At 65.8% G+C, this 24,171-nt stretch carries 24 protein-coding genes; 7 read left to right on the forward strand and 17 right to left on the reverse strand.

Annotated elements, in window-relative coordinates:
* Positions 1 to 47: 47 nt before the first annotated feature.
* The 3 genes from ACWGRX_RS08865 to ACWGRX_RS08875 all read right to left on the reverse strand — a co-directional run bounded on the left by ACWGRX_RS08865 (position 48) and on the right by ACWGRX_RS08875 (position 2,778).
* Complete coding sequence (locus ACWGRX_RS08865; RefSeq protein WP_452117246.1) at positions 48 to 860, reverse strand: AprI/Inh family metalloprotease inhibitor; 813 nt, start codon at positions 858 to 860, stop codon at positions 48 to 50.
* Entirely contained in the window at positions 845 to 1,819 is a 975-nt protein-coding gene (locus ACWGRX_RS08870) for a 2-hydroxyacid dehydrogenase (protein WP_452117247.1), read from the reverse strand. Before ACWGRX_RS08870 ends, ACWGRX_RS08865 begins: the two co-directional genes overlap by 16 nt.
* A 200-nt stretch (positions 1,820 to 2,019) precedes the next feature.
* Positions 2,020 to 2,778, reverse strand: coding sequence for a FadR/GntR family transcriptional regulator (locus ACWGRX_RS08875; protein WP_452117248.1), 759 nt, complete (start codon positions 2,776 to 2,778; stop codon positions 2,020 to 2,022).
* Positions 2,779 to 3,036: 258 nt separating this feature from the next.
* On the opposite strand from ACWGRX_RS08875, the gene ACWGRX_RS08880 reads away from it, so the two are divergent.
* From ACWGRX_RS08880 to ACWGRX_RS08900, 5 genes are all read left to right on the forward strand, one after another.
* Positions 3,037 to 4,089: an ABC transporter ATP-binding protein gene (locus ACWGRX_RS08880; protein ID WP_291641394.1), complete on the forward strand. Its 1,053-nt coding sequence runs from the start codon at positions 3,037 to 3,039 to the stop codon at positions 4,087 to 4,089.
* A gap of 119 nt (positions 4,090 to 4,208) precedes the next feature.
* Positions 4,209 to 5,516: an ABC transporter substrate-binding protein gene (locus ACWGRX_RS08885; RefSeq protein WP_291641391.1), complete on the forward strand. Its 1,308-nt coding sequence runs from the start codon at positions 4,209 to 4,211 to the stop codon at positions 5,514 to 5,516.
* Positions 5,517 to 5,576: 60 nt separating this feature from the next.
* Positions 5,577 to 6,530, forward strand: a complete 954-nt coding sequence (locus ACWGRX_RS08890) for a carbohydrate ABC transporter permease (protein WP_291645792.1) — start codon at positions 5,577 to 5,579, stop codon at positions 6,528 to 6,530.
* Positions 6,523 to 7,425 carry a carbohydrate ABC transporter permease gene (locus tag ACWGRX_RS08895; RefSeq protein ID WP_291641387.1) on the forward strand — a complete coding sequence of 301 codons (903 nt, stop codon included), beginning with the start codon at positions 6,523 to 6,525 and terminating at the stop codon, positions 7,423 to 7,425. The genes ACWGRX_RS08890 and ACWGRX_RS08895 overlap by 8 nt, the downstream gene beginning before the upstream one ends.
* Before the next feature lie 55 nt (positions 7,426 to 7,480).
* Complete coding sequence (locus ACWGRX_RS08900) at positions 7,481 to 8,371, forward strand: NAD(P)-dependent oxidoreductase (RefSeq protein ID WP_452117249.1); 891 nt, start codon at positions 7,481 to 7,483, stop codon at positions 8,369 to 8,371.
* 85 nt (positions 8,372 to 8,456) lie between these two features.
* Here the strand turns inward: ACWGRX_RS08900 and ACWGRX_RS08905 are convergent, their stop codons facing one another.
* Positions 8,457 to 9,458 (reverse strand): LacI family DNA-binding transcriptional regulator, encoded by a 1,002-nt coding sequence (locus tag ACWGRX_RS08905; protein ID WP_291641383.1) that lies wholly within the window; start codon positions 9,456 to 9,458, stop codon positions 8,457 to 8,459.
* Positions 9,459 to 9,655: 197 nt separating this feature from the next.
* Here ACWGRX_RS08905 and ACWGRX_RS08910 point away from each other — a divergent pair, with 197 nt between their 5' ends.
* Entirely contained in the window at positions 9,656 to 10,567 is a 912-nt protein-coding gene (locus tag ACWGRX_RS08910; RefSeq protein ID WP_452117250.1) for an NAD(P)-dependent oxidoreductase, read from the forward strand.
* Between the two features lie 13 nt (positions 10,568 to 10,580).
* On the opposite strand, the gene ACWGRX_RS08915 is transcribed toward ACWGRX_RS08910, so the two are convergent.
* The 10 genes from ACWGRX_RS08915 to ACWGRX_RS08960 form a co-directional block, all read right to left on the reverse strand.
* A complete protein-coding gene (locus ACWGRX_RS08915) occupies positions 10,581 to 11,498 on the reverse strand; it encodes a DMT family transporter (RefSeq protein WP_452117251.1) in 918 nt (305 codons plus the stop codon).
* Positions 11,499 to 11,611: 113 nt separating this feature from the next.
* Entirely contained in the window at positions 11,612 to 12,085 is a 474-nt protein-coding gene (locus ACWGRX_RS08920) for a MarR family winged helix-turn-helix transcriptional regulator (RefSeq protein WP_291641377.1), read from the reverse strand.
* A gap of 93 nt (positions 12,086 to 12,178) precedes the next feature.
* On the reverse strand, positions 12,179 to 12,760 hold the full coding sequence (locus tag ACWGRX_RS08925) for an NAD(P)H-dependent oxidoreductase (protein WP_291641375.1): 582 nt from the start codon (positions 12,758 to 12,760) through the stop codon (positions 12,179 to 12,181).
* A 2-nt stretch (positions 12,761 to 12,762) separates the two neighbouring features.
* The gene (locus ACWGRX_RS08930; RefSeq protein WP_452117252.1) at positions 12,763 to 14,187 is read right to left on the reverse strand and encodes an FAD-binding oxidoreductase; all 1,425 of its coding nucleotides are present in this window, start codon (positions 14,185 to 14,187) and stop codon (positions 12,763 to 12,765) included.
* Positions 14,184 to 15,512, reverse strand: coding sequence for a cytosine deaminase (locus ACWGRX_RS08935; RefSeq protein WP_452117253.1), 1,329 nt, complete (start codon positions 15,510 to 15,512; stop codon positions 14,184 to 14,186). Before ACWGRX_RS08935 ends, ACWGRX_RS08930 begins: the two co-directional genes overlap by 4 nt.
* A gap of 99 nt (positions 15,513 to 15,611) precedes the next feature.
* Positions 15,612 to 16,793 carry an enolase C-terminal domain-like protein gene (locus tag ACWGRX_RS08940; RefSeq protein ID WP_291641369.1) on the reverse strand — a complete coding sequence of 394 codons (1,182 nt, stop codon included), beginning with the start codon at positions 16,791 to 16,793 and terminating at the stop codon, positions 15,612 to 15,614.
* A 12-nt stretch (positions 16,794 to 16,805) separates the two neighbouring features.
* Positions 16,806 to 18,080 carry a TRAP transporter large permease gene (locus tag ACWGRX_RS08945; protein WP_452117254.1) on the reverse strand — a complete coding sequence of 425 codons (1,275 nt, stop codon included), beginning with the start codon at positions 18,078 to 18,080 and terminating at the stop codon, positions 16,806 to 16,808.
* A 6-nt stretch (positions 18,081 to 18,086) separates the two neighbouring features.
* Complete coding sequence (locus ACWGRX_RS08950; protein ID WP_452117255.1) at positions 18,087 to 18,599, reverse strand: TRAP transporter small permease; 513 nt, start codon at positions 18,597 to 18,599, stop codon at positions 18,087 to 18,089.
* A gap of 240 nt (positions 18,600 to 18,839) precedes the next feature.
* The gene (locus tag ACWGRX_RS08955; protein WP_452117256.1) at positions 18,840 to 19,835 is read right to left on the reverse strand and encodes a TRAP transporter substrate-binding protein; all 996 of its coding nucleotides are present in this window, start codon (positions 19,833 to 19,835) and stop codon (positions 18,840 to 18,842) included.
* 53 nt (positions 19,836 to 19,888) lie between these two features.
* Complete coding sequence (locus tag ACWGRX_RS08960; RefSeq protein WP_291641361.1) at positions 19,889 to 20,557, reverse strand: GntR family transcriptional regulator; 669 nt, start codon at positions 20,555 to 20,557, stop codon at positions 19,889 to 19,891.
* 121 nt (positions 20,558 to 20,678) lie between these two features.
* On the opposite strand from ACWGRX_RS08960, the gene folD reads away from it, so the two are divergent.
* Complete coding sequence (gene folD / locus ACWGRX_RS08965) at positions 20,679 to 21,542, forward strand: bifunctional methylenetetrahydrofolate dehydrogenase/methenyltetrahydrofolate cyclohydrolase FolD (protein WP_452117257.1); 864 nt, start codon at positions 20,679 to 20,681, stop codon at positions 21,540 to 21,542.
* Positions 21,543 to 21,649: 107 nt separating this feature from the next.
* Here the strand turns inward: folD and lpdA are convergent, their stop codons facing one another.
* Genes lpdA through ACWGRX_RS08980 form a run of 3 tightly spaced genes read right to left on the reverse strand, consistent with a single transcriptional unit; the run spans position 21,650 to position 24,169 of the window.
* Complete coding sequence (lpdA, locus tag ACWGRX_RS08970; protein ID WP_452117258.1) at positions 21,650 to 23,047, reverse strand: dihydrolipoyl dehydrogenase; 1,398 nt, start codon at positions 23,045 to 23,047, stop codon at positions 21,650 to 21,652.
* Between the two features lie 19 nt (positions 23,048 to 23,066).
* Positions 23,067 to 23,732, reverse strand: coding sequence for a hypothetical protein (locus ACWGRX_RS08975; protein ID WP_452117259.1), 666 nt, complete (start codon positions 23,730 to 23,732; stop codon positions 23,067 to 23,069).
* Positions 23,729 to 24,169, reverse strand: a complete 441-nt coding sequence (locus ACWGRX_RS08980; RefSeq protein WP_452117260.1) for a VOC family protein — start codon at positions 24,167 to 24,169, stop codon at positions 23,729 to 23,731. The genes ACWGRX_RS08975 and ACWGRX_RS08980 overlap by 4 nt, the downstream gene beginning before the upstream one ends.
* Positions 24,170 to 24,171: the final 2 nt, after the last annotated feature.

Raw genomic sequence — 24,171 nt, forward strand, 5'->3', positions numbered from 1 at the left:
AGCCCGACCATGACGAGAGAGGCATTTAGGCAGAAAGCTAACCTGTCCTAAGGCAGCTTCTTCAGCATCAGCGGTGCGCCGACCGCCGGGTCCTTTCGCCATTGCCCGTCCTCGAAGACGAGCTCGACCTTGTGGCCCTTGCGGGCGATCAGCTCGAGCCGGCCGGCGACATAGCGCCAGGCCACGGGCGAGAAGATCGTCAGGCCGGTGTCAGTGCAAGCGCCTTCGAAGCTCGCGACGCTCGCGTCCGCGGTTTCGGATGGCGCCGCTGTCAGGGAAAGCTTGCAGACCTCCCGGCCCGGCTGGCGCATCGCCGCATAGCGGCCCGGCACGCTCTCCGTCGCCGGCGCCTGTGCCGGATCGACCGGCGTGCGCCGGCTCGCGGCGGTCGCCGCCAGTTCGGCGGCGCTCGGCGTCGGGCGCGCCGCGACGCGAGCATGGCCCTTGGGGTCGAGCCCGTATTGCGCGCCGTCGCTCCCCTTGCCGCGCCGCCCAGCCGCACCGGACCTCTCGTCGAAGGCGATCAGCACCTTGCCCGCACCGTCGATCAGGCGCGGGGCGCCGGCCGAGCCCAGATCCCAGCCGGCGGCCTCGTTCAGGATCGGTAGCGCCCGCCGGCAGGTCGCCGGAAAGCGCAATTGCCAGCCTTTCGCCGCAGGCTCCGTGCCGAAAGTGACGGTGCAGCTGCGCGGCGCGCCGATCTTCTCGATCTCCCAGGCTCCGGCCAGCGCGCGCGGCGCGGTTGCCGGCCTGCCCGCGGGTTGCCCCTGTGCGAAAACCGGGCCGGCGAGCAGAAGGAGCCCGGCGGCGAGCGCCGCGAGCCCCTTCGCTTTGCGGGTGGAGATCAGGCCTTCTTCCATGGCGTCTCGACGACCGGGGTCAGCGGCCCCTTGCCGTCGAACCACGAATTCAGATTGTCGACCAGGAGCTGGCCCATCTGCTCGCGGGTGTGCACCGAGGCCGAGCCGACATGCGGCAGCAGCACGACATGGTCGAGCGCGATCAGTTCGGCCGGCACGCGCGGCTCGTCCTCGAACACGTCGAGGCCGGCGGAGAGGATGGTCTTGTCCTGCAGCGCCTTGACCAGCGCCTGCTCGTCGATCACCGTGCCTCGGCCGACATTGACGACGATGCCGTTCGGCCCCAGCGCCTTCAGCACCTCGGCATTGATGATGTGATAGGTCGAGTCACCCCCCGGGGCGACCGAGACGAGCGTGTCGACATCCTGGGCCATCTCGACCAGCGAGGGGTAATAGCGATAGGCGACATCGGCCTGGCGCGAGCGGCCATGATAGGCGATCTCGACCCCGAAGGCCTCGAGGCGATGCGCCACCGCCTTGCCGATCCGCCCGAGCCCGACGATGCCGATCTTGCGCTTGCGCAGCGAGGTGGTCAGCGGATAGGGGCCGGCGAGCCACTTGCCCTCGCGCAGATAGCGGTCGACCTGCGGCAATTGCCGGACGGTCGAAAGCAGGAGCCCGAGCGCGAGGTCGGCGACCTCGTCGGTCAGCACGTCCGGCGTGTTGGTGACGACGAGGCCGCGCCTTCCGGCCTCGGCAGCGTCGACATTGTCGTAGCCGACGCCGAAATTCGAGACGATCTCGAGCTTGGGCAGCGCATCGAACAGGGCGCCGTCGATCTTGATATGCGCGCCACCGCCGGCGACGCCGCGCACCCGGTCCCTGAGCTCGGCGAGCGCGGCGGCCTTGTCCTCGGCCTTCCAGAGCTCGTGCACGATGAAGCGTGCCATGAGCTGGTCGGCGGCATAGGCCATCAGCGGCCCGGTCATGATGATCTCGATCTTGTTCTGCGCGGTCATGGGGCCTGTGCTCTCGTGGACGTGAACGGATACGCGTATCCGGGTTGATTTCAAAATATTAAAACGATTAAATGAAGCGTAGAGGCTTCAGCTCGATCCGCCCACCGTGGCGGATGCATCGCCGGGTCGCCCGCAGAGCAGAGACGGCCCGAGGCGCTGCTTCCCTGCCGAACCGCCAATCCCGGCATTTATAGTATGACTTATTCACGGCCTGGCTCGCCTTTTTCCGACGAGCGGCCGGCCAGCAATCGCAGGGTGCTGTTCAGGCTGTCGATCACCAGCCCGCTCATCCGGGCCGCGGCGAGATCGCCGTCGCGCTGGCTGATCGCATCCAGCACCCGCTCGTGATCCACCAGTGACGCCGTGAAGAAGAAGCGATCGTCCGGCGCCTTCAGGAACAGCGACCACTGGATCGTGGCGCAGACGGCCGGTGCGAGGCATTGCAGCGGCGGGTTGCGCGTCGCCTCGAAGATCGCCTCGTGGAAAGCGAGGTCGGCCTGCACGGTCGGCTCGGCATAGGGAGGATTCACCGTCATCCCGCGATAGGCAGCCTCGATCCGGGCGAGGTCTTCCTCGCTGCGCCGTTGTGCCGCCAGCCGCGCTGCGCTCGGCTCGACGAAAAGTCGCAACTCAAAGAGATCGCGAATGAATTTCTCGTTCGGATCGGCCTCGAAATGCCAGGCCAGGACATCGGGATCGAGCAGGTTCCAGGATTCGCGAGGCGCGACGCGGGTGCCGCTTTTCGGCCTCGCCTCGACCATCCCCTTGCCGGTCAGGAACTTCACGGCCTCGCGATAGGCCGTACGCGACACGGAGATCTCGCCGCGGATGCCGTCCTCGTTCGGCAGCAGATCGCCAGCCCGCGAGGCGCCGCTGATGATCGAGACCGCCAGCTTGTGGGCGACCTGTCCGAACAGCCGGTCGGGGCTCAGCATCCTCGCCCGCGAAATGTCGCGCATCCGCATCCGCTTCGGTTTTCCTCCGCGCCACGCCGCCTTCCGGCGACGTCGGCGCTCTTCTGGCCGAGCGCTTGACACGCCCGTTCGTATCGTATGACTTTATCCGGGAACGGGAGCTACGCAACAGGCGAGGATTTGCCTGCATTGCGGCGCGCCATGGCCATCGGCCCAGAGAAGCCGAGACCAATGGGATTGCGGCCATGCCGCCGGGGTGCGATCACTCGTCCCCGTAGGAAACGAAGACCGGGAGACGCCAAGATGGCCTCAGTCCAGATCGCCGATGTGCGCAAGGCCTATGGCTCGACGCAGGTCATCCATGGTGTCGACATCGACATCGACGACGGCGAGTTCGTCATTCTGGTCGGTCCCTCCGGCTGCGGCAAGTCGACCCTTTTGCGCATGATCGCCGGGCTGGAGAACATTACCGGCGGCGAGATCCGCATCGGCCCGCGCGTCGTCAACGACGTGCCGCCGAAAGAGCGCGACATCGCCATGGTCTTCCAGAACTATGCGCTCTATCCGCACATGACGGTGGCCGACAACATGGCCTTCTCGATGAAGCTGCGGAAGGCGCCACAGGCCGAGATCGACGAGCGCGTCAACAAGGCCGCCGGCATTCTCGGCCTCGACAAGCTGCTCGACCGCTATCCGCGCCAGCTCTCGGGCGGCCAGCGCCAGCGCGTCGCCATGGGCCGCGCCATCGTGCGCGACCCGCAGGTCTTCCTGTTCGACGAGCCGCTCTCCAATCTCGACGCCAAGCTGCGCGTCCAGATGCGCACCGAGATCAAGGAGCTGCACCAGCGCCTCAAGACCACGACGGTCTACGTCACCCACGACCAGATCGAGGCCATGACCATGGCCGACAAGATCGTCGTGATGCATGACGGCATCGTCGAGCAGATGGGTGCGCCGCTCGACCTCTACGACAACCCGGCCAACCTCTTCGTCGCCGCCTTCATCGGCTCGCCCTCGATGAATCTGCTGAAGGGCACGATCCGCGCCAACGGCTTCGAGACCGAGGGCGGCGTGATCTGGCCGGTCGGCCAGCATCCGGCCGATTCGAATGGGCGCGCCGCCGTGATGGGCATCCGCCCCGAGCACATCCTGCTCGACCCGGCCGGCCTGCCGGCCGAAGTCGTGGTGATCGAACCGATGGGCTCCGAGACGCAGGTGGTCGTCCGCTGCGGTGGCCAGGATCTGACCTGCATCTTCCGCGAGCGCATCACCGCCAAGCCGGGCGAGAACATCCACATCCGGCCCGACACCTCGGTCACGCATCTCTTCGACGCCGCGACCGGCAAGCGCATCTGACCATCCGCTGCTCCGCCCAATGGGGGCGCCGCCCCCGGGGCGGCGTCGCGCATCCGCCGACTACAAACCCTGACGAGGCTCCCATGTAGGGCCTCGCGGTCCAACGGAGGAGCTGACCCATGACGATTTCCAGACGTGACGTATTGATCGGCGGCGCCGGACTCGCCGCCGGCGCAACGCTTGCCGCACCCTCGATCGCCCAGACCGCAAATATTGAGAAGGGCGCGACCCTGCGCGTCCTACGTCCGACCAAGTTTGTCGATCCCGACCAGGCGATCTTCGACGAGAACACCGCCGCCTTCACCAAGGCGACCGGCGTCCAGGTCCGCGTCGACTATGCGAGCTGGGAAGACCTGCGCCCGCAGACGGCGGTGACCGCGAACACCGGTGCCGGACCGGACGTCGTCGTCGGCTGGGCCGACGACCCTCATATCTTCGCCGACAAGCTGGTCGACCTGACTGGCATCGCCGAGGACCTCGGCAAGAAATACGGCGGCTGGTACCCGATCGCCGAGAAATACGGCAAGAAGGACAAGACCAACACCTGGATCTCGATCCCGATGGGCGGCTCGGGCGGCCCGGCGGTCTATCGCGAATCCTGGGTCAAGGAAGCGGGCTTCGACAAGTTCCCGACCGACCATGCCGGTTTCCTCGACCTCTGCCGCAAGCTCAAGGCCAATGGCCACCCGGCGGGCTTTGCCCTCGGCAATGCCGTCGGCGACGGCAATGCCTTCTGCAACTGGCTGATCTGGTCGCATGGCGGCTACATGGTCGACGAGAACAACAAGGTCGCGATCAACAGCAAGGAGACGATCGAGGGGCTGAAATACGCCAAGGCGCTCTACGAGACCTTCATTCCGGGTACGCTTTCCTGGCTCGACATCAGCAACAACAAGGCGCTGACGGCCGGTGAAGTCGGCCTGACTCAGAACGGCGTCTCGCTCTACTTCTCGATCAAGAACTCCAAGGACGAGAAGATCGCCGCCGTCGGCAAGGACCTCAATCATGCGCCGATGCCGATCGGCGCCGGCGTCGGCCGTCCGACCGAGACGGCGCTGGTCATCAACGCCATGGTGTTCAAGCACACCAAATTCCCGAACGCCGCGAAAGAGTACCTCCGCTTCATGATGGAGAAGGAGCAGTACGATAAGTGGCTGACCGGCTGCTACGGTTACTGGACCCAGCCGCTCAAGGCCTACGCCTCGAGCAAGGTCTGGGAGAGCGACCCGAAGATCCTGGTCTATCGCGACACCTGGGAGCGCGCTCTGTGGAGCGGCTACAAGGGCGCGATCACCGAGGCTGCCGGCACCGTCAACGCCGAATACGTCATGGTGCAGATGGTCGCCTCGGTCTGCGCCGGCCAGGCGACGCCCGAACAGGCCGCTGCGGAAGCCGAGCGCCGCGCCAAGCGCTACTACCGCACCTGATCCGTCACGACCGCGCCGCCGCCACCGCGGCGGCGCGGCTTCATCACGGGAAATCGCGCCATGACGATCGCGGCCGAGGCTCGGGCCGGCCACCAGTTCTCCCAGGGCTGGTTGACGCGCCTGTTCGACTACAAGCCATTTCTGGTTTTCATCTGCCTGCTGCCGGCACTGGGCCTGCTGCTGGTCTTTCTGAGCTATCCGCTCGGCCTCGGCGTCTGGCTCGCCTTCACCGACACCCGCATCGGCCGCGCCGGCTATTTCATCGGCTTCGAGAACTTCCAGTCGCTCTGGCACGATCCGGTCTTCATCACATCGGTCTGGAACACGCTGCTCTATACGGGCGTCGCGACCATCGGGAAGTTCGGGCTCGGCCTCTGGCTGGCGCTGCTGCTCAACAACCACCTGCCGTTCAAATCGCTGCTGCGCGCGCTGATCCTGGTGCCCTGGATCGTCCCGACCGTGCTCTCGGCGATCGCCTTCTGGTGGATCTACGATCCGCAGTTCTCGATCATCTCCTATATCCTCGTCGATGTGCTCGGCTGGCGCGAAACCTATATCGACTTCCTCGGCGCCCCCTGGCCGGCACGCTTCTCCCTGATCGCCGCCAACATCTGGCGCGGCATCCCCTTCGTCGCGATCTCGCTGCTCGCCGGCCTGCAAACCATCTCGCCGGCGCTCTACGAGGCGGCGATGCTCGACGGCGCCAATGCCTGGCAGCGCTTCCGGCATGTGACGCTGCCGATGCTGATGCCGATCCTGGCGGTGGTGCTGACCTTCTCGGTGCTGTTCACCTTCACCGATTTCCAGCTCGTCTACGCCATCACGCGCGGCGGGCCGATCAACTCCACCCATCTGATGGCGACGCTCGCCTTCCAGCGCGGCATCCCCGGCGGCCAGCTCGGCGAGGGCGCGGCGATCGCCGTGGCGATGATCCCCTTCCTCGTGATGGCGACGCTGTTCAGCTACTTCGCGCTCGCCCGCCGCAAATGGCAGCAGGGAGAAGACAATGACTGATCACGCTGCAGCGGAGCGCCCGCATCTGGTCGAGAAGGAGCAGGCCGGCGTCATCGACTGGTCGTCGGGGCCGCGCCGCTTCATCACCCTCTATCTGCCGCTTTCGCTTTTCGTGATCATACTGCTGTTCCCGTTCTACTGGATGGCGATCACTGCGATCAAACCGAACTCGGAACTCTACGACTACAAGAACAACAACCCGTTCTGGGTGAAGTCGCCGACGCTGGAGAACATCAACAAGCTGCTCTTCCAGACCGATTATCCGCAATGGCTGCTGACGACGATGACCGTCGCCACGGTCGCGACGGCTCTCTCCCTGTTCTCCAGCGTGCTCGCCGCCTATGCGATCCAGCGCCTGAAGTTCAAGGGCTCGCAATATGTCGGGCTCGGGATCTATCTCGCCTATCTCGTGCCGCCCTCAATCCTGTTCATCCCCATGGCGACGCTGATCTTCCAGCTCGGTCTGTTCGACTCGCAATGGGCGCTGATCCTGACCTACCCGACCTTTCTGATCCCGTTCTGCACCTGGCTGCTGATCGGCTATTTCAAGTCGATCCCCTTTGAGCTCGAGGAATGCGCCATGATCGACGGCGCGACCCGTTTGCAGACGCTCTGGAAGATCACCTTGCCGCTGGCGCTGCCCGGGCTGATCTCGGCCGGTATCTTCGCCTTCACCCTGTCCTGGAACGAGTTCATCTACGCGCTGGCCTTCATCCAGTCGGCCGAGAAGAAGACCGTGCCCGTCGCCGTGCTGACCCAGCTCGTCGAGGGCGACGTCTACCATTGGGGTTCGCTGATGGCCGGCGCCCTGCTCGGCTCGATCCCGGTCGCCCTGCTCTATTCCTTCTTCGTCGACTATTACGTCGCCTCGCTCACCGGCGCGGTGAAGGAATGAGCCCCTGCCGGGCCCGTCCAGGGACGGGCCCATTGTCAGCAAAAAGGTTGGTTTTGTGAGTTCGATCGCCTTCGTCGGTCTCGGCGCCATGGGTGCGCCGATGGCCGAGAACCTCGCCAAGCGCCAGTTCCGCGTCACCGGTTTCGATATGCGGCAGGAAGCCCGCGCCGCCCTCGTCGCGGCCGGGGGGCACGCCGCCGACAGCGCGAGGGCTGCAGCCGAGGGCGCCCAAGCGCTCATCCTGATGGTCGTCAATGCCGCTCAGGCCCGCTCCGTACTGTTCGAGGCCGGGGCGCTCGCCGCCCTCGCGCCCGCGGCGACCGTCATCCTGATGGCGACCTGCCCGCCCGGCGAGGTCGAGGCGATCGCCGCCGAAGTCGAGAAGAGCGGCCGCCGCTTCGTCGACGCGCCGGTCTCCGGCGGTGTCAACGGCGCCCGCAACGGCACGCTGACGATCATGGCCGGCGCCTCGCAGGAGAGTTTCGACGCCGGCAAGCCGATGCTCGACGCGATGGGCGACAAGATCTTCCATGTCGGCCTGAGGCCCGGCCAGGGCGCGACCGTGAAGACCGTCAACCAGCTGCTCTGCGGCGTCCATATCGCCGTTGCCGCCGAAGCCCTCTCGCTGGCCCAGAAGGCCGGGATCGACGGCAAGCTGCTGTTCGAGATCATGGGCGGCTCGGCCGCCTCCTCCTGGATGCTCAGGGATCGCGGCCCGCGCATGCTCGACGACGAGCCGCCGGTCGCCAGCGCGGTCGACATCTTCGTCAAGGATCTCGGCATCGTGCTCGATGCCGGCCGGGCCGCGAAGGCCGCGCTGCCGCTGGCGGCCACGGCACATCAGATGTTCCTTGCAGCTTCGGGCCTCGGCCATGGCGGACGCGACGACTCGCAGGTCGTCCGCGCCTATCGCGCGCTGAACCCCAAAGCGGCCAACGATGCCTGAACCCGGACTGGATGACGCCGCCTGCGGACGGGCTCGTCCGCAGGCGGGGCAACCGCTCGCCGGCGCGAGGCCGGGGTGCCCTACCCTATTTCTTGCGGGGCGGCGCCGTGGTTCCGCGCACCACGAGATCCGGCTTCAGCACGACCCTGCGCGCCGGCGCGGCCGGCTCGGCGATGCGGCGCAGCAGCATCTCGGCCGATTGGCGCCCCATATCGTCCTGAAAATTCTTGATCGTCGTCAGCGCCGGATACCATTGCGCCGCTTCCTGGACGTCGTCGCAGCCGACCAGCGAGAAGTCTTCGCCGGCCTCGAGCCCGCAATGGCGCAGGCCGAGCATCGCCCCGAAGGCGGTGAGGTCGTTGAAGCAGACCGCAGCCGTCGGCGGGTCCTCCACCGAAAGCACCTTCTGGACGCCTTTCAGCCCGTTCTCGCGCGTCCCCCAGGCGGAATAGACCAGTGCCGGGTCGAGCGGCAGACCGTGTTTGGCGAGCATGTCCCGATAGCCACGATAGCGATTGCAGCCGGTCGAAATCAGCTTGCTCTCGCCGAGGAAGGCAATGCGGCGATGGCCGAGCTCCAGAAGATGCTCCATCGCCAGCATGGTGCCGTGCCGGTCGTCGGAACCGACGAAGTCGAGATCGACGCCCTCGATCTCGCGCGAAAGCTGGACGAGCGGCACCTGCGCCGCCATAAGATGGGCCAGCGTCTCCGCCGTGCTGCCGCCGGCCGGGCAGATGATCATCCCGTCGGGCCGGTATTCCTTCAGCGTGTTGAGCACGCGGTCCTGACGTTCCAGGTTCTCCGCATAGGTTCCGAGAAGGATCGAGCGGCCATGGGCGGCAGCCGTTTCCTCGATCGCCGCCAGGAGCTCGGCGAAATAGGGGTTGGTGATGTCGTGGAAGCCGACGCCGAGAATATTGGTCCGGTCGGTCCGCAGCGAGGCGGCGCTGCGGTTGTAGCTGTACCCCATCTCGCGGGCGATCTTCTGCACGCGATGCTTGGTCGCGTCGGCGACGAGCGGACTGCCGCGCAGCGCGAGCGAGACTGTCGCCGTCGAGACGTCGAGGTGATCGGCGATGATCTGCAAGGTAACACGCCCTCGCCCGCCCAAGCGTTCCCGAGGGATTGCAGCGCCCTTTCCGACGGAGGAGGGGTCCCGCAGGTTTCCGTCGCCAGCCATAAAGCGCTTCTCCTGAAGCGGGTTACCCACGGCCTTCAACCAGTTCTTGGTCAAATCGTTCCGCATGCTCACCGTCCATCTCATATAATCCAGAGGAACTAAAGATGACCGCTCATAAAGAAGCGATCGGCTTCATCGGCGTCGGCTTCATGGGCCAGGGCATGGCCTCCTGCATCCTCGCCAAAGGTTTTCCCTTGACCGTCATGGGGCACAGGAACCGTAAGCCCGTCGAAGAGCTCAAGGCAGCCGGCGCCCAGGAGGCCCGGACGCCGCGGGAGCTCGCCGAGAAGGCCTCGATCATCTTTCTCTGCGTCACCGGCACGCCGCAGGTTGAGGCCGTGGTCAATGGACCGGACGGCATCGCAGCCGGCGCGAAGCCCGGCACGATCATCGTCGATTGCTCGACCTCCGATCCCGGCTCGACGGTCAGATTGGCGGCCCAGCTCGCGGCCATCGGTCTCCACCTTTGCGATGCACCGCTCGGCGGGACCCCCGCGCAAGCGGCTCTTGGCCAACTCTCGACCATGATTGGCGCCGACAGAGAGGTTTTCGCCCGGATCAAGCCGGTCTGTGACGCATGGGCACAGAAGGTGGTTCATCTCGGCCCGGTCGGGGACGGCCACAAGATGAAGCTTCTCAATAACTTCCTGTCGATGGGCTATGGTGCGATCTATTCGGAAGCGCTGACGCTGGCGCAGAAGATCGGCATCACGCCGCAGACCTTCGACAGCGTGATCTCGGGCGGCCGGATGGATTGCGGTTTCTACCAGACCTTCATGCAGTACGTGCTGCAACGCGATCGCGACGCCCACAAGTTCACCTTGTCGAACGCGCTGAAGGATGTTCGCTATCTCGAAGCGGTCGCCAACGATGCCGGCATTCCCAACCCGGTCGGCAATGCCGTCAAGAACGTCTATGCCCAGGCCGTCGCGGCCGGGAAGGGCGACGATTTCGTGCCGATGCTGTCGGATTTCGTGGCGTCGCAGAGCCGCCTCTCGCTCACCGACAAGGGCTGAGCGGCGCGCGGCCTCAATCCAGCCGGGCCGAGCCTTCGGGCACGGCCCGGACCCGCTCGCGATAGAGCAGGTAGAGCCCGGAGCCGATGACGATGCTCGCACCGATGAAGGTGTAGCCGTCAGGAATCTGGCCGAAGACGAACCAGCCGAGCGCCACCATCCAGACGATCTGCGAGTAGTTGAACGGCGAGAGCATGCTCGCCGGCGCGCGCTGATGCGCCAGGATCAGCAGCCAGTGGCCGAGCGCCCCGAAAAGCCCGACGCTCAGCATCAAGAGCCAGCTCGCCCCGTCGGCCGGCCAGGACCAGAACAGCGGCACCAGCGGCAGCATCACCACCGCCCCGACGATGCCGGAATAGAACATCGTCGTCTCCGGGGCGTCGCTGGCGGCGAGCATCCGCGTCGAGATGCTGTAGAAAGCGTAGCAGAAGCAGCCGCAGACGGTGAGCAGCGCCGCCGGGGGCAGCCCGCCGAAGCCGGGGCGCAAGATGATCAGCACGCCGATGAAGCCGACGCCGATCGCCGCCAGCCGGCGCGGGCCGGCCCATTCGCCGAGGATCGGCCCGGCCAGAAGCGCGACGAGAAAGGGCGTCGCGAACATGATCGAGACGCTCTCGGCCAGTTGCAGATATTTCAGCGCGATGAAGTTCAGCCCCGTCGAGGTCAGGAGCAGGAGCGAACGGAAGCCCTGCAGCCAGGGGCGGCGCGTCCGCAGGATGCCTGGCCGCGACCATGGATTGAGCAGGGTCGAGACCAGCGCCACGCTGATCAGATAGCGGGCCGCGACGACCTGCATCGCATGCATCGAGCCGCCGAGCCATTTCGCCGAGGCATCGAGCAGCGCAAAGCACAGCACCGCCGCGCACATCAGCAAGATGGCGGTCAGGCGCGTCCGGCGCGTATCCGGGGGCGGAGCGGGGGCGGCCGACAAGCGACGGGTCTCGGCATGCTTCTGCGGAATGGCCTGAGATCAATGAACCGATTTAAAGGCCGAGACCAGTCCGGTGACGCATGCACGCCATGCCGGGAAGGCGCCAGCCTGGCTCAGGCTGCGTCCTCAACCTCGTCTTCGGGATCGTCGAGCTCGGCGCCGGCCTGCGAAAGTCCCTTGGCGACCTTGCGCAGCAGCTTGCGCAATTGCTTGCGTTCCTTGGAGTCGAGCTTCTCGAGCAGCTCCTCCTCGACCTGGGTCCAGACCGCGTCGAGCGCCGTGGCGGTCTTCTGGCCATGTTCGGTCAGCGCGACCTGAACCAGCCTGCCATCCTTGCCGCCGCCCTCGCGGCTGACCAGGCCCTGCAGCGAAAGCCGACCGATCGTCTTGGAAACCGTCGGCGGCTTGACCCGCAGCAAGGTAGCGAGCTCACCCATGGTCATCGGCGCGGCCTGCAGCGCCTTCAGGGCCTGCTCCTGGCCCGGGAAGAGCCCCAGCGCATTCAGCCGCTCGCCCATCCGGCCGCGATGCAATCTCGCGGCGAGCAGCAAGGCGCGGCCGACGCTTTTCTCGATCGTCTTGGTCATGAGCCGGCCCCTCGAAAAGATTGCCCATACTTTTCGCCGGCTCTGGAATCGCCCGCCAACATGACAAGCAAATGACAATGGTACGACAATCACCTAGAATTGTGCGGTCATCGCCTCGATCCTGCGCAGAAATGCCGTCCGGCTCTCCGGCGTCGAGCGGTTCATGTCGTAATGGGCCTGATAGCTGAGGCGGGCGGTTGGGTGGCAGACTGCCCGCAACGACCGGCCGACCAGCTTGCGCGGCGGGTCGCCCATCAGCATGGCCCGCCAGCGCGTGGCGCCATAGGTCGTCACCGCAGCAAGCCGGCGAATATTCCAGAGGCTCGGCTGTGCCTGCCCCTCGACCAGCTTGAACGACACGCCGGGCAGGAAGACCCGGTCGAAATAGCCTTTCAGCATGGCAGGATAACCGAAATTCCAGACCGGAAAGCACAGGACCAGCGCTTCCGCGGCGCGCAGCCGCTCGACATAGCCGGCTACCGAACAGCCATTCTTCGCAAGGTCGAGATAGTCGAGCCGCTCCTGTCGGCTCAGCACCGGTTCGAAGCCCTCGGCATAGAGGTCGCAATCATCGACCTCATGGCCGTGCCGGCGCAGCCCAGCCACGGTCGCGGCGTGCAGCGCCGCGCCGAAGCTCTCGGGATTGGGATGCGCGTAGACGACGAGGACGCGCATGCTCAGCCGCCGGCCGCTTCACCCAGGCTGCGGAACAGGAAGGTCTTTCCGGCGCGATAGTCGTATTCCGGGTCCTCCCAGGCGACCATCTTGCCGGGATTGAGCAGGCCCTGCGGATCGGCCTCGCGCTTGAAGGCGAGCTGGACCTCGTCGGTCTGCTTCATGCCGCCCTCTTCCAGCGTGTAGCGATGCGGGTTGAAGATCGGCGCGCCCATCTCCTCATGGATCGCCATGATCTCTTCAAGCCGCTCCTCCGTGGTAAAGCGCACCAGCGGCAGGCCGAAGCAGGTGATCTTGCCGTCGAAGCGGACGAATTCGAGATGGCAGGTCAGCTCGTCGCCGAAACGCTGATGGATCTTCTCGACCAGCTCGACCTGGTTGGGGAACGGGTAGAGCACCTGCAGATAGGTGATCGACGGATCGACCCTGAGCGCCCGCAAGGTGGTGTGATTCCAGGCGAGCTCGAAGGAAGCCGGTAGGCCTTTCGCCTCTTCCAGCGTCAGCTTGTCCGAGCGCATCAGCAATTCCGCGCCCCGGAAGCGGCGGGCATAGGCCAGCGTCGATTCCACCGCGAAATCCGCGATCATGGCGATGACGCAATGGCTGTCGCGCGGCAGGAATTTGCGATGGCGCAGGAAATAGTCGTGCGGCGCCGGCGCCGCGACGACGGCGAGTTCCTTCAACGCCAGCCCGTCCTGCTCGCCGAGCGAATTGGCGAATTCGGTCGCACCGCGCAGGCTGTCGAAGCCGATGATCACGTCGACCCAGTTATAGGCCGGGCCGAGCGGCATCTCGACCTCGGTGATGATGCCGTTGGTGCCATAGGCGTGCGAGACCTTGTGCAGGTCCTCGCCCTGAAGCTCGAGGATGCGCGGAGTCGCCTCCATGGTCGCGACCTTGAGGCGGATGATGTTGCCCCAATCGCGCAGGCCGCCCCATTTGATCGAGCCGACGCCGCCGGAGCCGCCAGCGATGAAGCCGCCGACCGAAGCGGTGTGGTAGGTCGAGGGGTGCAGGCGGATCTCCTGGCGCGAATGCGCCCGAGTCTCCTCGTCGATCTTCGAGAGGATCGCGCCGGGCTCGGCGACATAGCGCCCCGCCTCGATCGCCTTGACCTTGTTGAAGCCGGAGAGATCGAGCACCACCCCGCCCGATAGCGGCATGGCCTGGCCGTAATTGCCGGTACCGGTGCCGCGCGGCGTCACGGGGATGCCGAGCGCATGGGCGGTGGCGAGCACCTCCAGCACCTCCGCCTCGCTGGTCGGCGAAACGATGATATCGGCCGTGACCTGGTCGAGCTGGCGCTTCAGCGTCGGCGAGTACCAGAAGAAGTCCCGGCTCTTCTGCTTCACCAGCGCGGGATTGTCCTCGCTCCTGATGTTGCCGAGGCGGGCCTTGAGGGCGGCGATGTCGTATTTCGTGCTCATGCGTCGGTGCTCATCAGATGGTCGAGTTCGCGATAATCGGGCAGCGTGCGGTCGATCGCCTTGCCTGAGATCAAGACGGTGCGCTCGGCCTGCGGCCGGGCGAAGAATTCGGTCCAGTCCCGTGCCCGGGTCAGGATCATGTCGGCGGGGCCGCCAACACTGAGCCGGCCCTGTCCTGGCAGGCCCATCAGTGCGGCCGGCGTCGTCGCGATGCTCTGTACCCAGTCATTGCCCGAATGGTCCAGCTGCAGGATGCGCGTTCCCTCGCGCAGCACCTCGACGAGGTCGAGATCGCCATAGGCGTAGAAGGGATCGCGGGTGTTGTCGGAAGCGATCATCACCGGCACGCCGGCAGCCTTCAGCTCGTGCAGCGCGGTGACGCCGCGCCAGCGCGGCGTGCGGCCGGCCTGCCGGTCCTGCAGATACATGTTGCACATCGGCAGCGAGACCACGGCGATGCCGGCCTCGGCGACCTTGGCGACGATGCGGGCCTCGTCAGCCGGCTGCTGCAGGGCCAGCGAGCAGCAGTGACCGACGAGGATCTTGCCGGTGAAGCGATGGCGCAGCGCCGCGTCGGCAATGGCTTCCAGCGAGCGCGCCGCCGGATCATTGCTCTCGTCGACATGGAAATCGAGGTCGAAACCGTTCTCGATCGCGGTCTGGAAGATCGTATCCAGCGCCGCCTCGAGCTCTGGGATCATGTAGGTGACGCAGCCGAGCAGCCCGTCACCATGCGCCCTCACAGCTCGGGTGATTGCCTGCATATGGGCGCCGTCGGCGACGGCCTCGACGCCGAACAGCGGCGAGCCCTGCAGGGCGATGCGCCCGGCCCATTCCGCCCGAAGCTCGGCCAGCACCGGCCAGGAGATGCCGATCTGCGGACCGAGCGAGTCGATATGGGTGCGGATCGCCGCCGTGCCATGCGCGAAGGCGCAGCGCAGGCCGAACTCCATCCGTGCCCTGACGTCCCGCGCCGTCCAGTTCGCCTCGCGATCGGCGCCGACGCTGGTCAGCGCCCCCATGAAGCTGCCGTCAGGGTTGGGGCGGCGCGGCCAGATATGGCCCTTGTCGAGATGGGTGTGCACATCGACGAGGCGCGGCAGGACGATGCCGCCGTCGAGATCGACGGCATGCCCGGCATCGAGACTCGGCATGCCTGCCGGCAGGAGCGAGGCGACGACGCCGTCCTCGATCGCGATGTCGAGCAGTGCAAAGCCGGCCCGGTCGCTCGCCATGGCTTCGGCCGAGACCAGACAGGCCGGCACCCGGGCCTTGTTCAAGCGATAGCTGCCCGAGGCCGGGATTGCTGCAAAGCCGGTGGTCACGTGGTTCTCTCCGGCTCGCCAGACGCCGCCTGAATCGGGAGGCGCGAAGATGAGGGCTCGGCGCGCCGCGATCAAGCGGCTCGTCGAGCCCCGGGGCGATCAGAGCCTGAAGACCTGCTGCGCCGTCTTATGGGCCCGGATGTAGTCCCAATCATAGCTGACGCCGAGGCCCGGCCCGGTCGGCACCGGCACGGTGCCGTCCTTGTCGACGGCGTCGATCTGGTCGGAATAGCCGCAGGTATAGACCGGCGGCACCGCATTCGGACAGTCCGGGCCGAGCAGCGCGATCTCGTAGAAATTGGTGTTGCGCGTCGCCGCCATGCAGTGGCGATGCGCCGGGCCGCAGGCGTGGATCTCGACATCGACGCCGAAAGCCTCGGCGAGATGGGCGATCTTCATCGCTCCGGTGATGCCGAGATCATATTCCGGGTCGGAGCGCAGCATGTCGGTGCCGCCGGCGATCAGGAAGTCGGCCTTGGTCTCGAAGCCACGCAGATACTCGGTCTGAAGGATCGGCGTCTTCAGCATCTCGCGCAGCTTCTTGTGGGCGAAGGCCGAGACGCCGCAATCGCGCATCGGGTCCTCGTACCAGAAGTAGTTCGCCTCGTCGCAGGCACGCCCGACATAGAGCGCGTCGGCGAAGGTTCTGAGCTCGTTGGCGGGGTCGAGCATCAGCGTCATCCGGTCGCCGACGGCCTTGGCGACATGGAGCACGTTGCGCGCCTCTTCCTTGGCGTCGCCCTCGTGCCAGCCATGGACTTTGTAAGCGCGGTAGCCGAGCTCGTAGCAGCGCTCGGCGAAGTCGGCGAAGGCCTGCGGCGAGTCGAGTCCGCCATTGCGGTCGCCGTGATAGGTCGAGGCATAGGATTTGAGCCGTGTGCGGTAGCCGCCGAGCAGGGCCGAGACCGAAGCGCCGTAGCGCTTGCCGGCGAGATCCCAGAGCGCGATGTCGATCGGGCCGATGCCCATGCCGTCATGCTGGCGCAGCTCCCGCTTCATCTCGTTCCAGATCAGCTCGCGATGATCGGGATCGCGGCCGAGCAGGCTCGGCGCCAGCGAAAGCGTCTGCGCCATGGTCGAGCGGCTGCCGCCCCAGTGCATGACGTATTCGCCCTGCGCCCCGTCATCGCTGCGGATGACGATCGCGAACTTGGTCAGCTCCAGCGAGGAATTGGGCTTGTAGCCCATATTGTAGATCGCCCGCAGCTTGTCGGAGGAGACCCCGAGATTCCGCGCGGTGAACGAGAACTCGGTGATCTCGACTTCGGTGATGGTGGCCATGGAGGGTCCTCTTCAGAAGCCGGCGACCTTTGGGAGCCAGAGGCTCAGGGCCGGGACATAGGTGATGATCGCCAGCGCAACGATGAGCGCGATCAGGAAAGGCCAGAGCTCGCGGATCAGCGGCCCGAGCTTCTCCCTGGTGATCGCCATGGCGACGAAGCAGAGCACGCCGACCGGCGGTGTGACCTGGCCGATCACCAGATTGACCAGGAGGATGATCCCGAAATGCACGAGGTCGATCTGCAGCGAGGTCAGCAGCGGCAGCAGGATCGGCACCAGGATGATCATGATCGCGATCGTCTCCATGAACATGCCGGCGATCAGCAGGGCGACGTTCAGGATCAGCAGCACGACCAGCGGATCGGTGGAGATCGAGGTCATGAAGTCGGTGACGAGCTGCGGTGCCTGCTCGATCGCCAGGATCCAGCTGAACGGCGAGGCGGCCGCGACGATGGCGATGATCACCGCTGTTTCGCGCGCCGTGCCGACCAGGATCGCCGGAAGATCGGCGAGTTTGATCGAGCGATAGATGAACATGCCGACGACCAGCGAATAGGCGGCGGCGACGCCGGCGATCTCGGTCGCGGTGAACAGGCCCGCGCGGAAGCCGACGATGATCAGGACCGGCATCAGGAGCGCCAGCGAGGCATGCCGGAACTCGCTCCACAAGGTGGCGAGCGAGAAGGCGCCGGCCGGCCTGAAGTCGCGCCGCAGCGCCTGGATCGCGATCGTCCCCATGATACAGCCGGCCATGACGAGGCCGGGAATGATGCCGGCAACGAAGAGCTGGCCGAGCGAGACGTTCGCCTGCCAAGCATAGACCACCATCAGGATCGAGGGCGGGATGATCGGCCCGAGCGTGCCGGCGACGGCCGAGAGCGCCGCGCCGAAGGCACGCGGATAGCCCATCTTCTCGAGCTGCGGCACGAAGACCCGCGCCGCAGCGGCGGTGTCAGCCACCGACGAGCCGGAAATGCCGGAAAGGAAGACCTCGCCGACGACGAGCGTATGGGCCGGGCCGCCGCGGATATGGCCGACCAGCGCCTTGGTGAAGCTGAACAGCCGCTCGGAAATGCCGGACGCGTTCATCAGCGAACCCGCGAGCGTGAACAGCGGGATCGCCAGCAGCGGGAAGGACTGCACGCCGGCGACCATACGCTGGGCGGCGACCGTCAACGGCACGCCTTCCATGAAGATGGCGAGCAGGGCCGAGCCCGCCATGGCGACCCAGATCGGCGTGCCGACGACGAGCAGCACTGCGAAGGTGAGGAGGAGGACAAGCACCATGGCGGGTCACTCGCGCGTGGTGATGTCGGACCAGAGCGCGCCGGTGACGCCCTCGTCGATCAGGTTGCGTAGGAGATGCAGCAGCGACAACAGGCTGCCGATGAAGAGCGGCGCGATCGCCCAGCCGGCGGAGATGCCGAGCATCGGGGTGATGTTGGGCATCTCGCGCTGCAGATAGAGCCAGGAATACCAGGTCAGCACGCCGAGCACCGCCGCCGTGACAGCCAAGGCGAGCACGCCGAAGGCGAAGCAGAGCCAGCGCGGCGCGAACAGCACGACGACGTCGATGATGATGTGCGTGCGGGCATGGAAGGCGTTGGCGACCCCGAGGAAGATCATCCAGCCAAAGAGCAGGAGGATCAGCTCCTCCGACCAGGTCAGCGGATCGTTGAGGACGTAGCGGAACACCACGGCCGCGCAGACCAGCGCGGCGATGATGCCGTGCAGGGCCGCGAGTGCGAGGTTCTCCAGGCGGCTCGACCAGTCGTCGAGCCGCCGGATCAAATCGAAGCCGGTCATCATTGTGGACCCGGCACCGTCGACTGGTGCTGCTGTAAGGCCTTCATGGAACCTCCTGCGCCATTCCGGAGCAGGCCGAAGCCCCGCACCCGGAACCGATGCGTCTGGTCGAAAGGTCGGGATGGCCGATGCGCCCCATTCAGAGGCGACATCGGTCCTGGGTTCCGGCACGGTGCCGACGCACCGCCGCGGACTGGCCGTCAGGTCTCTCAGCCCGCCACGCCGATGGCGGGCACCGGACTAGCGCTTGCGCTGGGCCTCGATCGCCGCCAGCACCCGCTCGACCTGGGGCTTGCCCCAGCGGCCTTCCATCGCCGTCGTCACCACCTTGGCCTTGGCCGCGAAGGCGTCACGGTCGACATCCTCGATGATCTTGGAACGACCGGACTTGCGGATGTCCTCCAGCATCGAGGCTTCGCGCTTCTGCTGCAGATAGGTGTTCATCGCCGAGGCGCGGGCGGCTTCCGCGAACAGCACCTCGCGATGCTCGGGCTTGAGTTTGGCGAGGCTGTCCTTGTTGATGACGATCATGTTGTTCTGGAGCATGTGCTTGGTCATCGCGACATAGCCCTGCACCTCGTAGAACTTGCGCGAGAAGATCGTCGGGATCGGGTTCTCCTGCCCGTCGACCGTCTTCTGCTGCAGGGCGGTGTAGACCTCGCCGAACGGGACGGGCGTCGGTGCGCCGCCGAAGGCCTTGATCATCTCGACCCAGACCGGGCTTTCCGGCACACGGATCTTCAGCCCCTGCACGTCCTCGGGCTTCTTCACGGCCCGGTCGAGCGTCGTCATGTTGCGCCAGCCCCAGTACCAGATGCGGCTGACCGGCACGATATTGTGCTTGTCGCGCAGCTCGTCGAAGATCGGGTCGAAGGCGTCGGAGCGGATGATCGCCTCGGCCTCGGTCCAATCCTTCCACAGGAAGGGCGCGCTCGGGATTTCGAGCGCCGGTACCAAGGCGGACGCCGCCGCCATGGACGGCGCCGAGATGTCGAGCGCGCCTTCCTTGACCTGCTTGAACAGGTCGATCTCCTTGCCGAGCTGCTCGGCCGGGAAGACGCGGATGGTGACCGCGCCCTTGGTGCCCTTGTTCACGCGGTCGGCGAATTCGGCGAAGAGTTCGCCGGCGATCTCGCTCGTGGTGTTGGCGTGGCCGAAGCGCAGCGTCTGCGCCTGGGCCGCACCTGCCACGAAGCCTCCGGCGATCAGCGCGGCGGCGGCGATCCGTTTCAGCATGTCTTTTCCTCCCTCTGTCGAAGGCCGGGCCGTTTTCGGCCTCGGCCGGTTGGCTATTTGATCAATCGTTCATAGGAGCCCTGGAGATGCCGGCGCATCGCATCGGCGGCGGCTTCGGGATCGCCGGCCTCGAGCGCATCGACGATGGCGTGATGCTCGCGATGGGTCGGACCGACATCCTGCTCGCGCGTCAGGTAGAGGCGCGAAATGTGGAGATGGAAACGTAAGTCGTCATAGCTCTTCAGCGCGACCTGGTTGCCGGCCAGCTGCAGGACGATGCGATGGAAGCGGTCATCCGCTTCCGTGAAAGCGCGATGGCTGCGGTATTCGCGCGAAGGCTCCCCGGCCATCATCGCTGCGACCGCGTCGCGCAGCCCGGCGATCGCCTCGGGAGCCGGCCGGCGCCGCGCCGCCTCGGCCGCAGCCCAGGGCTCGATCACGCCGCGAAAACTGTAGACGTCCTCGTAATAGCGCTGGTCAGGCACCGGCGCCGTCGCGAAACCGACGAAGGGCTCGGCGCGGACCAGCCCCTCGGCGGCGAGTCGCATCAGCGCCTCGCGGATCGGTGTGGAGCTGACGGCGAACTCGCGCACCAGCGCGTCGATATTGAGCCGTTCCCCCGGCACATAGGCCTGATCGAGAATGCGCTCCTTGATCAGCTCATAGACCTGCCCGGCCAGAACGACCCGGGACGGCTTACGGAATGTGGGCTCGGCGTGCATCATGGATCGTGCATGATTTTGACATAGACCAAACTAAGTCAAGGCCCATCGGTCGTGCGGCCTTGTTTGCGCTGCAGCGATCGCGCATGAGAACGGCTCGCGAGAACGCAAGGACGAGCACATGCCGGGACAAGCGCGCATCATCGACGGCAAGGCGGCGGCAGCCGAACTGCGGGCCGAGATCGGCCGCGAGGTCGCGGCCATCAAGGCGGCCAAGGGCCTGGTGCCCGGTCTCCACGTCGTCCTCGTCGGCGACGACCCGGCCAGCCGCGTCTACGTCGCTTCCAAGGAGAAGCTCGCGGCCGAGATCGGCATGAACTCCGTCGCCCACCGCCTGCCCGCCGAGACGACCGAAGCCGAACTCCTCACCAAGATCGCGGCGCTGAACGCTGACGCTGCGGTCGACGGCATCCTGGTCCAGTTGCCTCTGCCCAAGCATATCGACACCGGCCGGATCATCGACGCGATCGACCCGGCCAAGGATGTCGACGGGCTGCACCCGATCAATGCCGGCCTGCTCGCCGGCGGCAAGAACGGCCTCGTGCCCTGCACCCCGCTCGGCAGCATGCTGCTGCTGAAGCAGACCCTGCCGTCGCTGTCCGGGCTGGAGGCCGTCGTCATTGGCCGTTCGGAGCTGGTCGGCCGGCCGGTCGCGCAGCTCCTGCTTCAGGCCGACTGCACCGTGACCATCGCGCATTCGCGCACACGCGACCTGCCCGCCGTGGTGAAGCGTGCCGACATCGTCGTTGCCGCCGTCGGCCGCCCGCTGATGATCAAGGGCGACTGGATCAAGCCCGGCGCCACCGTGATCGATGTCGGCATCAACCGGATGCCCGACGGCAAGCTCGCCGGCGATGTCGACTTCGCCGAGGCGGTGAAAATCGCAGGCGCGATCACGCCGGTTCCCGGCGGCGTCGGCCCGATGACCATCGCCTGCCTGCTCAGGAACACGCTGACCGCGTTTCACGCGCGGAGGGGCGCATAAGCGACCTGCTCCGACCGTCCCAGAAAGCAAGACGCCCGGCTCTTCGCCGGGCGTTTTTTGTTCTGCCCAGGCCTACAGGCCCGGGCTCCTTTGGCGAGCGAGGCCGATCACATATGGATCGGGCGCTTGTCGACGGCGAGCGCCGCTTCCTTGACCGCCTCGGCCAGCGTCGGATGCGCATGGCAGGTGCGGGCGAGGTCCTCGGCCGAGCCGCCGAACTCCATCAGCACCGTCACCTCGGCGATCAGGTCGCCGGCATGGGGGCCGATGATGTGGCAGCCGAGCACGCGGTCGGTCGCCGCATCGGCGAGGACTTTCACGAAACCGTCGGTATGGCGCATGGCGCGGGCCCGGCCATTAGCGGTGAAGGGGAACTTGCCGACCTTGTAGGCGATCCCTGCGGCCTTCAGCTCCTCCTCGGTCTTGCCGATCGCGGCGACCTCGGGGGCGGTGTAGACGATGCCGGGAATGGCATCATAGTTCACATGGCCGTGCTTGCCGGCGATGATCTCGGCGGCCGCGACGCCCTCATCCTCGGCCTTGTGCGCCAGCATCGGCCCGCGCACCACGTCGCCGATGGCGTAGATGCCCGGCACATTGGTACGGAAATGATCGTCGATCACGACGCGGCCGCGCTCGGTCGCGACGCCGGCCTTGTCGAGGCCGAGCCCGTCCGTGTTCGGGCGGCGGCCGATCGCGACCAGCACGATATCGGCGCCCAGCGTCTTGGCCTCGCCGCCGGCGGCGGGCTCGACGGTGACGGTCGCGCCCTTCTTGCCGGTCTCGACCTTGGTGACCTTCGAGCCGAGATGGAAGGCGAAGCCCTGCTTCTGCAGGATGCGCTGGAACTGCTTGGCGACCTCGTCGTCCATGCCGGGCAGGATCCGGTCGAGATATTCGACCACGGTGACCTTGGCACCGAGACGGGCCCAGACCGAGCCGATCTCGAGCCCGATCACGCCGGCGCCGACGACCAGCAGCTCCTTCGGCACGGCGGTCAGCTCGAGCGCGCCGGTCGAGGTGACGATGGTCTTCTCATCGGTGGTGACGCCGGGCAGCGGCGCCGATTCCGAGCCGGTGGCGATGACGATGTTCTTGGTCGTCAGCTCCTGGGTCTTGCCGTCCTCGGCGGTGACCAGGACCTTGCCGGCGGCCGGGATCGAGGCCGTGCCGTGGAAGGGCTCGATCTTGTTCTTCTTCAGGAGGAAGGCGACGCCGTTGACATTGGCGTCGACCGTCTCCTGCTTGTGGACCAGCATCTGCTTCAGGTCGAGCTTGGGCGTGCCGACATCGATGCCGAGGCTCGGGAAGGTATGGCTCGCCTCCGCGAACATCTCGGAGGCGTGCAGCAGCGCCTTGGACGGGATGCAGCCGACATTCAGGCAGGTGCCGCCATGGCTCTTGCGCTTCTCGACCACCGCGACCTTGAGGCCGAGCTGGGCGGCGCGGATAGCGCAGACATAGCCGCCGGGGCCGGTTCCGATGACGACGAGATCGTAGGACATGGTTATTTCCATCAGTTGTTCAGTTGTCGGGATTGGAACCGTCTCGCAGCCGAGCATTTGCGATACGGCCGATCACATCGGCACGCGTCTCGGTGCCATCCGGAAGCGTTTTGCTCAAAATCGCGTCCGCGCCATAGTCAAAAATCCAAATTGCATACAAAAAATAGTCAAAATCAAAAACTGACCACGCATAAGCCAATTTTCGCATCTCTACTTTGTAACCAAATGTAATAGAGCGACAATCATCTATAATCGTGAACTCTATCATTTTCTCATTATTACACCGAACAACCAAACTATTGGGATCCGGACAATTCTGAAAAAGTCGCCGTATCGTAGAAAATTGCGACAACGACTTGCCGTTCAACGTAATAAGAGAGAGCCCGGCAAGTTCTTTCGAAGGCTCCTCCCCGTCAAGCACATCGGCGGCCTCGCTCGACAGCGACCAGGAGGATGGATGGATTTTGACGCTCCAGAGATGAGGAGGCAGCCCCTGGAAATAGCATTCAGCCTGCTCGGCCGTCAGAACCCAAGAGGAAAACGGCAACTGCCCTTCGTAGCCATGATTGCGCACGCCCAGCGCCTTGCGGAGCCCGGCAATGTCGGTTTCGCCGAAAGCAATACCGCCGCTACGGCCAGCTTTAAAAAGCTGCCAAAGATCGAGATTCGGTCGCCGCCTTCTCACGCCCCGCACTCCCGGCTCGTGTTCAGCGGCGCGTTAAAGGCCCAGATGTGGCCGAAGGGATCACGCAGGCGCGCATAGCGGGCGCCCCAGAACACGTCGCCTGCCGGCATGAAGACGTCGGCGCCGGCAGCCTGCGCTCTGGCGACGGCGGCATCGACATCGGCCGCGCTCGGCAGATTGATGTTGATCGCGACGCTGATCCCGCCAACGGTGCCGGGCGCTATCACAGAGCCGCCGAATTCCGGAAACTCGTCATGGAGCATCACCTCGCCACCAAACAAGGCAAGATTGGCGTGCATCACGCGCTTACCGTCATCCGCCATCGCCCTGAAGGTGCACTGCGCGCCGAAGGCCTGCTCGTAGAAAGCGATCGCCGCGTCGCCACCCTTGACGCAGATATGCGCTTGGATCGGTGGTGGGTTGGGTCCGGAAGCCATGC

This window comes from Allobosea sp. NPDC055594, assembly GCF_053618995.1.